This is a genomic window from Streptomyces sp. NPDC107581 (assembly GCF_055657175.1).
In genome coordinates this window covers 269,861-278,576 of the sequence record NZ_JBVKBH010000014.1, presented here as the reverse complement: position 1 = coordinate 278,576, position 8,716 = coordinate 269,861, and the positions used below count along the sequence as shown (strand labels likewise).

The 8,716-nt window shown below is 72.3% G+C and carries 8 protein-coding genes and 1 rRNA gene; 6 read left to right on the top strand and 3 right to left on the bottom strand.

Features of this window, described 5'->3' with window-relative positions:
* Positions 1–93 (top strand): 5S ribosomal RNA (gene rrf, locus ACZ7P3_RS31670); the annotation flags it as partial.
* A gap of 87 nt (positions 94–180) precedes the next feature.
* Here rrf and ACZ7P3_RS31665 read toward each other — a convergent pair.
* Positions 181–1,371 carry a hypothetical protein gene (locus ACZ7P3_RS31665; RefSeq protein ID WP_472086878.1) on the bottom strand — a complete coding sequence of 397 codons (1,191 nt, stop codon included), beginning with the start codon at positions 1,369–1,371 and terminating at the stop codon, positions 181–183.
* A 129-nt stretch (positions 1,372–1,500) separates the two neighbouring features.
* Between ACZ7P3_RS31665 and ACZ7P3_RS31660 the strand changes: the two genes are divergently transcribed.
* Positions 1,501–2,475: a tetratricopeptide repeat protein gene (locus ACZ7P3_RS31660; protein WP_472086877.1), complete on the top strand. Its 975-nt coding sequence runs from the start codon at positions 1,501–1,503 to the stop codon at positions 2,473–2,475.
* 93 nt (positions 2,476–2,568) lie between these two features.
* Here the strand turns inward: ACZ7P3_RS31660 and ACZ7P3_RS31655 are convergent, their stop codons facing one another.
* Positions 2,569–3,852: a DUF1015 domain-containing protein gene (locus tag ACZ7P3_RS31655; RefSeq protein ID WP_472086864.1), complete on the bottom strand. Its 1,284-nt coding sequence runs from the start codon at positions 3,850–3,852 to the stop codon at positions 2,569–2,571.
* Positions 3,853–3,925: 73 nt separating this feature from the next.
* Between ACZ7P3_RS31655 and ACZ7P3_RS31650 the strand changes: the two genes are divergently transcribed.
* The 4 genes from ACZ7P3_RS31650 to ACZ7P3_RS31635 all read left to right on the top strand — a co-directional run bounded on the left by ACZ7P3_RS31650 (position 3,926) and on the right by ACZ7P3_RS31635 (position 8,350).
* Entirely contained in the window at positions 3,926–4,954 is a 1,029-nt protein-coding gene (locus ACZ7P3_RS31650; protein ID WP_472086862.1) for an HAD hydrolase-like protein, read from the top strand.
* A 425-nt stretch (positions 4,955–5,379) separates the two neighbouring features.
* Positions 5,380–6,423 carry a FecCD family ABC transporter permease gene (locus tag ACZ7P3_RS31645; protein WP_472086860.1) on the top strand — a complete coding sequence of 348 codons (1,044 nt, stop codon included), beginning with the start codon at positions 5,380–5,382 and terminating at the stop codon, positions 6,421–6,423.
* Positions 6,420–7,466: a FecCD family ABC transporter permease gene (locus ACZ7P3_RS31640; RefSeq protein WP_472086858.1), complete on the top strand. Its 1,047-nt coding sequence runs from the start codon at positions 6,420–6,422 to the stop codon at positions 7,464–7,466. Before ACZ7P3_RS31645 ends, ACZ7P3_RS31640 begins: the two co-directional genes overlap by 4 nt.
* Positions 7,463–8,350 (top strand): ABC transporter ATP-binding protein, encoded by an 888-nt coding sequence (locus tag ACZ7P3_RS31635; RefSeq protein WP_472086856.1) that lies wholly within the window; start codon positions 7,463–7,465, stop codon positions 8,348–8,350. Before ACZ7P3_RS31640 ends, ACZ7P3_RS31635 begins: the two co-directional genes overlap by 4 nt.
* Here ACZ7P3_RS31635 and ACZ7P3_RS31630 read toward each other — a convergent pair.
* The gene (locus ACZ7P3_RS31630) at positions 8,334–8,681 is read right to left on the bottom strand and encodes an SCP2 sterol-binding domain-containing protein (RefSeq protein ID WP_472086854.1); all 348 of its coding nucleotides are present in this window, start codon (positions 8,679–8,681) and stop codon (positions 8,334–8,336) included. The two genes, ACZ7P3_RS31635 and ACZ7P3_RS31630, sit on opposite strands and share 17 nt — an antisense overlap.
* Positions 8,682–8,716: the final 35 nt, after the last annotated feature.

Below are 8,716 nucleotides of genomic sequence, written 5' to 3'. Positions count from 1 at the left end.
ACGCCCGGTTACATTCCGAACCCGGAAGCTAAGCCTCACAGCGCCGATGGTACTGCAGGGGGGACCCTGTGGGAGAGTAGGACGCCGCCGAACAATCTTTGGAGGACCCCTGGTCCCAGCGTTCAGCTGGGACCAGGGGTCCTTTTGTTTTTACAATGCTTGCGGTACCGAAGACAGGAGTCACCCATGTCCACCAACTCGCCCGAGGACCGTCCGGAGCGCGACCAGCGGCGACGGGACAGTGGTGACCGCGGCGATCGCGGCGGCTACCGCGGTGACCGTGGCGGCTTCCGTCGCGACAACGACCGCAACGACCGCAACGACCGGGGCGGTTATGGCCGGCGTGACGACAACCGTGGCGGTTTCCGCCGTGACGACCGTCGTGATGACCGCGGCGGTGACCGTCGTGATGACCGCGGCGGTGACCGTCGTGATGACCGCGGTGGCGACCGCGGGGGTTTCCGTCGTGATGACCGGCGTGATGACCGCGGCGGCGAGCGTCGTGATGATCGCCGTGGTGGTGGTTACGGCGATCGTGGTGACCGTGAGGGCTTCCGTCGGGACGACCGGCGTGATGGTGACCGTGGTTCCCGTCCGGCGTTCCAGCGTGACGACCGCGACCGTGGGCCGCGTCGGGACGACCGTGGCGACCGCCCCGCCTTCCGGCGCGACGACCGTCGTGATGACCGCCGCGACGACCGCGGTGGCGACCGTCCCGCCTTCCGGCGTGACGACAACCGCGGCGGTTTCCGCCGTGACGACCGTCGTGATGACCGCGGCGGCGACCGTCGTGATGACCGCGGCGGTGACCGTGGTGGTTTCCGTCGTGATGACCGGCGTGATGACCGTGGCGGCGAGCGTCGTGATGATCGCCGTGGTGGTGGTTACGGCGATCGTGGTGACCGTGGGGGCTATGGCGATCGTGGTGACCGTGGGGGCTTCCGTCGGGACGACCGGCGTGATGGTGACCGTGGTTCCCGTCCGGCGTTCCAGCGTGACGACCGCGACCGTGGGCCGCGTCGGGACGACCGTGGCGACCGCCCCGCCTTCCGGCGCGACGACCGTCGTGATGACCGCCGCGACGACCGCGGTGGCGACCGTCCCGCCTTCCGGCGTGACGACAACCGCGGCGGCTTTCGCCGTGACGACCGTGGGGGCGACCGCCCCGCGTTCCGCCGCGACGACCGTCGTGACGACCGCCGTGATGACCGCGGTGGCGACCGTCCCGCGTTCCGGCGCGACGACCGCCGTGACGACCGGCGCGACGACCGTCGGGGTGAGGACCGTGGAGGTTTCCGGCGGGACGACAGCCGTGGTGAGCGCGGCGGATTCCGGGGCCGGGACGACCGAGGTGGCCGTGGGCCCCGCCATGACGACCGCGGTGGTCGGCCCGGTGGCTTCCGGGGACGTGACGGCCGGGACGACCGTCGTGACGACCGCCGTACCGGCGGTGGCCGCTTCCGTGACGAGCGTGACCGGGACCGGGAGCCCATCAAGCGGCTGCCGATCCCGGAGGACGTCACCGGCGACGAGATCGACAAGGACGTCCGGCAGGAGCTGCAGAGCCTGCCCAAGACGCTCGCCGAGGACGTCGCCAAGAACCTGGTGATGGTCGCCCGGCTCATCGACGAGGACCCCGAGGGCGCGTACGGCTACTCCAGGGTGGCCCTGCGCCTGGCGTCCCGCGTGGCCGCCGTGCGCGAGGCCGCCGGTTTCGCCGCGTACGCCAGCCAGAAGTACTCCGAGGCCCTCGCCGAGTTCCGCGCCGCACGGCGCATGAGCGGCAGCGTGGAGCTGTGGCCGGTGATGGCCGACTGCGAGCGCGGACTCGGGCGCCCGGAGAAGGCGCTGGACATGGCCGGCGCTCCCGAGGTCCACAAGCTGGACAAGGCCGGGCAGGTCGAGATGCGGCTCGTCGCCGCCGGCGCCCGGCGGGACATGGAGCAGCTGGACGCCGCCATCGTGACCCTGCAGAGCCCCGAGCTGGCCTCCAACTCGGTCCAGCCGTGGACCGCGCGCCTGCGCTACGCCTACGCCGACGCCCTGCTGGCTGTCGGCCGGGAGGGCGAGGCGCGTGAGTGGTTCGCGAAGGCCGTCGAGGCGGACCGGGACGGCAGCACGGACGCCTCCGACCGGCTCGCCGAGCTGGACGGCGTGGACTTCGTCGACGCCCTGGACGAGACCGAGGGAACGACCGCGGCTGACGCCGAGGACGCGGCAGACGTCGTGGACGAGACCGAGGGCACGACCGCGGCTCACGTCGAGGATGCGGCAGAGGTCGAGGACGAGGCAGCTGCCGAGGACGACGTGGACGCCGTAGCTGCCGAGGACCAGGCAGACGCCGTAGCCGTCGATGACGTGGCAGACGTCGATGGCGTTGCCGAGGCCGAGGCCGAGGTCGAGGCCGGGAACGAGAGCGAGCGCGAAGGGGGCGCCGGCTCCACGGGCGACCACGCACAGGACGACAAGGACTGACGTGAGCCGGTGACCGGGTGACGGTGACCACGTGACAAAGGGCGGGATCCCAGCGATCCCGCCCTTTCGCATGCCCGGGTCTGGTCCCGGGGCTCAGAGCTCCAGTGCCCGCAGCACCAGTCCCGACGCCGGCTTGGGGCCGAACGACGTCGACTTGCGGGGCATCGTCACACCCTGACGGGCCAGATCGCGGACGACGTCCTCGCGGACCGGGTGCATCAGGACGGCCGTGCCGCCGTCCCGCTCCGCCTTGGCGACCGTGGCGGCCGTGTCGTGGATGTAGGCGATGTGGGCGGGGGAGTCCTCGGGGACGTGCCAGACGTGCTCGAGGAGCGTGGCGTGCAGGACAGTGGCGTCCAGGGAGCGCCAGGCGGCCGGGCGGTCCTCGGGGATCGTCCGGGCCAGCAGATCCGGGTCCGGCCGGTCGATCAGGTGGAAGGCGCCGTCCCCGGCCAGCAGGAAGGCGTTGCCCGTACAGGTCGCGTCCGCCAGCGCCTCCAGGGCCTTGGGCAGCGCCGTCGTCAGGTGCTGCACCCGGAACCGGCCGTCCAGGGCGGCCAGCGCCTCGGCGACCGGCAGGCCGTGCAGCAGGCGGTGGATGGCGCGCACGCGCAGGGGGTAGCGGGCGGTGTCGACCAGGAGGACCAGGCCGTGGTCCCAGGGGCTGGGGGAGGGATGCTCCGCGCGCAGCTGCCGGTAGGTGGCCCAGCGGTGGTGGCCGTCGGCGATGAGGGCCTGGTGGTGGGCCAGGTCGGACTGGACGAGGGCCACCTCGGCGGGATCGGTGACCGACCACAGGCTGTGGTGGAAGCCGTCCTCGGTGGTGGTGGCCAGCAGCGGGGGCTGCTCCGCCGTGCGCTCGATCACCCCGGCCGCCGTGCCGTTGCCGTGGTAGGTCAGCAGCAGGGGTTCCAGATTGGCGCGGGTGGCACGCATCAGGGCGGCGCGGTCGGCGACCACCGGCGGCATGACGTCCTCGTGCGGCAGCACCACGCCTTCCGCGGGGTCTGACACGCGTAGAGCGCCGATGACACCGCGCTGGAGCAGTCCGCCGCCGTCCCGCTGCTCGTACACGTACAGGGCAGGTTCCGGGTCGGTGGTCATGACGCCCTCGGCGAGCCAGCGGCGCAGGGTGTCGGCAGCCTGCTCGTTGCGGGCGGTCGGCGTGTCGGCCTGGGGAAGAATCAGCCGGACGATGTTGTACGGATCGGCCGATTGGAGGTGGTGGAGACCGTCCGGGCGTACGACGACGTCATAGGGCGGGGAGGTGACGGAGGCGAGGCTGCCGACCCGGTCGGGGTCGTATCGGAGGCCTCGGAACGGCGTGAGTTCCAGGCCTCGGCGCACCGTTGCTTCCGAGTGACCTGCAGTGTTCATCCCGGCATCGTACGTGTGTCAGTGGTGTGCGGGATGATCGGGGGAAAGACGGTCGAACGAGGAGCGATGCGAAATGAGCCAGGGCGTCAGGACGAGGCCCGAGGGCAGTGGACAGCCCCTCAGCGAGGCGTACGACACGGCGCTGCTGGACCTGGACGGAGTGGTGTACGCGGGTGGGAACGCGATCGCGCATGCCGTCGGCTCGCTGGACCGTGCCCGTGCGGGCGGGATGCATCTGGCCTACGTCACCAACAACGCTCTGCGGACGCCGGATGTGGTGGCGGGGCACCTGACGGAGCTGGGCATACCGACGGGCCCTGAGGACGTCATCACCTCGGCGCAGGCGGTCGCGCGGCTGATCAGCGAGCAGGTGCCGGACGGTGCGCGGGTGCTGGTGATCGGCGGTGAAGGGCTGCGGGTGGCGCTGCGCGAGCGGGGCCTGACCCCGGTGGAGTCGGCGGACGACGATCCGGCGGCAGTGGTGCAGGGGTATGGCGGGCCGGACCTGACGTGGGGGCGGTTCGCCGAGGCGTCGTACGCCGTGGCGCGTGGGGTGCCGTGGTTCGCGTCCAACACCGACCTGACGATTCCCAGCGGACGGGGCATCGCGCCGGGCAACGGAGCGGCCGTGGAGGTCGTGCGGATCGCGACCGGTGCGGAGCCGCAGGTGGCGGGCAAGCCGCTGCCGCCGATGCACCGGGAGACGATCCTGCGCACGGGCGCGAAGCGGCCATTGGTGGTCGGGGACCGGCTGGACACGGACATCGAGGGCGCGTTCAACGGCCAGGTCGACTCGCTGCTGGTGCTGACCGGTGTCACGGACGGCCCCCAGCTGCTCGCCGCGCCGCCGCAGCACCGGCCGACGTACGTGGATGCCGATCTGCGCGGGCTGCTGACCGGTCAGCCGGAGATCACCCAGGAGGGTGAAGACTTCCGCTGCGGGGGCTGGACGGCGACCGCCGGGGCCGAACGGCTGGAGCTGGAGGGCGACGGCGAGGCCCCGGACGGGCTGCGGGCGCTGTGCGCGGCGGCCTGGACCGCGGCCGGGGACGGTTCCTGCGACCTGGACGCAGCCAAGGCACTGGCGCGGCTCGGCCTCTGAGCGCGAGCGGGGCTCCAGCACGGCGCTCCGGACTCTGAGCAGGCGGTCCTGGCTCCGGTCATGGCGGCCCGGGCTCCGCGTACGGCGGCTCGGACTCTGGGCGCGGCGGTCCAGGCTCCGACACACGGCGGCTCGGGCTCGGGGTACGACGGTCCGGGCGCGGCGGCTCGGGTTCCGATGCGCGGTGGTCCAGGTTGCGGGTGCGGTGGCTCGGGTTGCGATGCGCGGTGGTCCAGGTTGCGGGTGTGGCGGCTCGGGTTGCGATGCGCGGCGGTCCGAGCTCCAGGTGCGCCGGCTCGGGCTCAGACGCACGGCGCTCCGGGCTCCGAGCGTCGCCGCCTTCGGCCATGGGTACCGCGCCTCGGGGCGGACCGTTTGCCGCGGTGGGATCGAGATCGGATGGGAGGGTAGGCTAACCTAACCTCGTGTTGGTCGACAGTCCTCCGGAAGAACGCGCGGAGACCGCCCCCGCGCCCCCAACCCGTCGGGCGGTGCGGGCCCTTGGGCTCCTCCTCTCTGTCGCGATCCTGGTGCTCGTCGCCGCGGCGAGTATCGCGATCGGGGCGAAAGCGTTGTCGCCGGACCAGGTCTGGCACGGCCTGTTCCACGACACCGGGACCTACGGCGACGTCGTCGTCGACGAGCGGCTCGCGCGCACGGTGCTCGGTCTGCTGGCCGGTGCCGCGCTCGGCCTGTCCGGGGCCGTGCTCCAGGCGCTCACCCGCAATCCGCTGGCCGACCCCGGCCTGCTCGGCATCAACGCCGGCGCCTCGGCCGCCGTCGTCACGGCCATCACCTACTTCGGCGTCACCAGCCTGACCGGCTATGTGTGGTTCGCCTTCGCCGGTGCGGCGGCGGTCGGCGCGCTGGTCTGGTTCCTCGGCGGCAGCCGGGGCGCCACCCCGGTGCGGCTGGCACTCGCCGGTACGGCCATCAGCGCCGCCCTCTACGGCTACCTCCAGGCCGTGATGATCATGGACGACGCGGCGCTGGGCAGGATGCGCTTCTGGACGGTGGGTTCACTGGCCTCGGCCACGAACTCGACCATCGTGCAGGTGCTTCCCTTCCTCGCGGTCGGCACGGTTCTCGCACTCGCACTGGCCCGGCCGCTGAACGCCGTGGCGATGGGCGACGACACCGCCCGCGCCCTCGGAGCCCACTTGGGCCGCACCCGGGCGCTCGCCATGCTGGCCGCCACCGTGCTGTGCGGTGCCGCGACCGCGGCCTGCGGTCCGATCGTCTTCGTCGGTCTGATGGTCCCGCACGTCGTGCGCTCCTTCACCGGCCCCGACCTGCGCTGGATCCTGCCGTACGCGACCGTCCTGTCGCCGGCGCTGCTGCTCGGCGCGGACGTCGTCGGCCGGGTCGTCGCCCGCCCCTCGGAGCTCCAGGTCGGCATCGTCACCGCGATCATCGGCGGCCCGGTCTTCATCTTTCTCGTACGACGGCGGAGGACGGCCCAGCTGTGAAGACACTCTCCCGAAGCCGTGCCGTACGCACGCCCGGCGGGCTCTCCCTGCGCCTGGACGTGCGCGCGCTGATCGTCGTCGTCCTGCTGCTGGCCGCCGCGTGCGCCGCCGGTGTGGCGCTGATCGGCACCGGCGACGCGAAGATCCCGGCCTCCGACGTCATCGACACGCTCGCCGGAAACGGCACGGCGTACCAGGACTTCATCGTCAACGAGCTGCGGCTGCCGCGGGTCCTGGTCGGCCTGCTGGTCGGTGCCTCGCTGGGCCTGGGCGGCGCGCTCTTCCAGTCCGTCTCCCGCAATCCGCTGGGCAGCCCGGACGTCCTGGGTCTCTCGCAGGGTTCGACGGCGGGCGCGCTGGTCGTGATCGTGCTGATGTCCGGCAGCGCCGCCCAGGTCACCGTGGGTGCGCTGATCGGCGGCCTGGTGACCGGACTGGCCATCTATCTCCTCGCCTGGAAGCAGGGCGTGCACGGATACCGGCTGGTCCTCGTCGGCATCGGCGTCTCCGCGATCGTCACGGCGGTCAACGGCTATCTGCTGACCAAGGCGGACCTGGTCGACGCGGCCCGCGCGGTGGTGTGGATGACCGGCTCCCTCAACGGCCGTGACTGGGACCAGGTCTGGCCGCTGCTGTGGCTGTGCGCCGTCCTCGTCCCGCTGGTCCTCGTCAACGCACGGGGCCTGAGGATGATGGAGATGGGCGACGACGTCGCGGGCGCCCTCGGGGTGCGCGTGCAGCGCGTACGGCTGGTGCTGATGGTCTGCGCCGTCCTGCTGACCGCGGCCGCCACCGCCGCCGCGGGACCCGTCAGCTTCGTGGCGCTCACCGCCCCGCAGCTGGCCCGGCGCCTGACCCGCTCGCCCGGGCCGAACCTGGTGCCCTCCCTGTGCATGGGCGCCACCCTGCTGGTCGCCGCCGACTGGGCCTCGCAGCGCGCCTTCGGCGCCGACCAGCTGCCCGTGGGCGTGGTCACCGGCGTCCTGGGCGGCGGCTATCTGCTCTGGCTGCTGGTCACCGAGCGCAGGGCGGGCCGGATATGAGCGGCTCGGGAACGCCGCGGGCGAACGGCTCAGCGATCGAGAACACCCGAAGGAGCACTGTGAACCGTCTGTCCGCCGAGCACGTCACCCTCGCCTACGACCAGCGTGTCATCGCCGAAGAGCTGTCGGTGGAGATCCCCGACAACTCCTTCACGGTGATCGTCGGGCCGAACGCGTGCGGCAAGTCGACGCTCCTGCGGGCCCTGTCCCGGATGCTCAGGCCCAGCCAGGGCCGGGTGCTGCTCGACGGGCAGGTCATCCAGTCGATGCCCGCGAAGAAGGTCGCCCGCACGCTCGGTCTGCTGCCGCAGTCGTCCGTCGCGCCCGACGGGATCACCGTCGCCGACCTCGTGGGCCGCGGCCGCTACCCGCACCAGGGCATCCTGCGGCAGTGGTCCGCCGAGGACGAGCGGGTCGTGCAGGAGTCCATGGCGCAGACGGGCGTCGCCGAACTCGCCGACCGGTACGTGGACGAACTGTCCGGCGGCCAGCGGCAGCGGGTGTGGATCGCCATGGCGCTCGCCCAGCAGACCCCGCTGCTGCTCCTGGACGAGCCGACCACCTACCTGGACATCCAGCACCAGATCGACGTGCTCGACCTGTGCGCGGAACTGCACGAGACCCAGGGCCGCACTCTGGTCGCCGTCCTGCACGACCTCAACCACGCGGCCCGGTACGCCACCCATCTCATCGCGCTGCGCGCCGGCCGGGTGATCGCCGAGGGCGCCCCGAACGACATCGTGACGGCCGAGCTGGTCGAGGAGGTCTTCGGGCTGCGCTGCCAGGTCATCGACGACCCCGAGACCGGCACGCCGCTGGTGGTGCCGGCGGCCAGGAAGACACGCACCGCCGTCCGGGAAGGCGCCGCTACAGCAGCTTCCTGAGCCGGAACAGGTCCAGCAGGCTCGCCTCCAGCTTCACCCGGCCCGAGCCCCAGGCGGTGGCGAAGTTCAACTCGCCGCCCACCAGCGCCACCAGGTCGTCCCCGGCCATGGCGAGTCTGATCTGCGCCTTCTCGCGCGGCGGTCCGGGCCGGGTCTCGTCCACCTCGATCCGGCCGCCGGTCAGCCGGCCGCCGAAGGTGACGTTCAGATCGGTGATGTGACAGCTCACCGAGCGGTCCAGGGCGGCCGCCGCGCGGACGTCGCCCTCGGCGCCCTGCATGTTGTCCGAGAGCTTTCCCAGTGCTGCGCGGCACTCCTCGATCGTGGCCATCGCGCACGACGGTACCCCAGCGGTTCGGGGTAGCG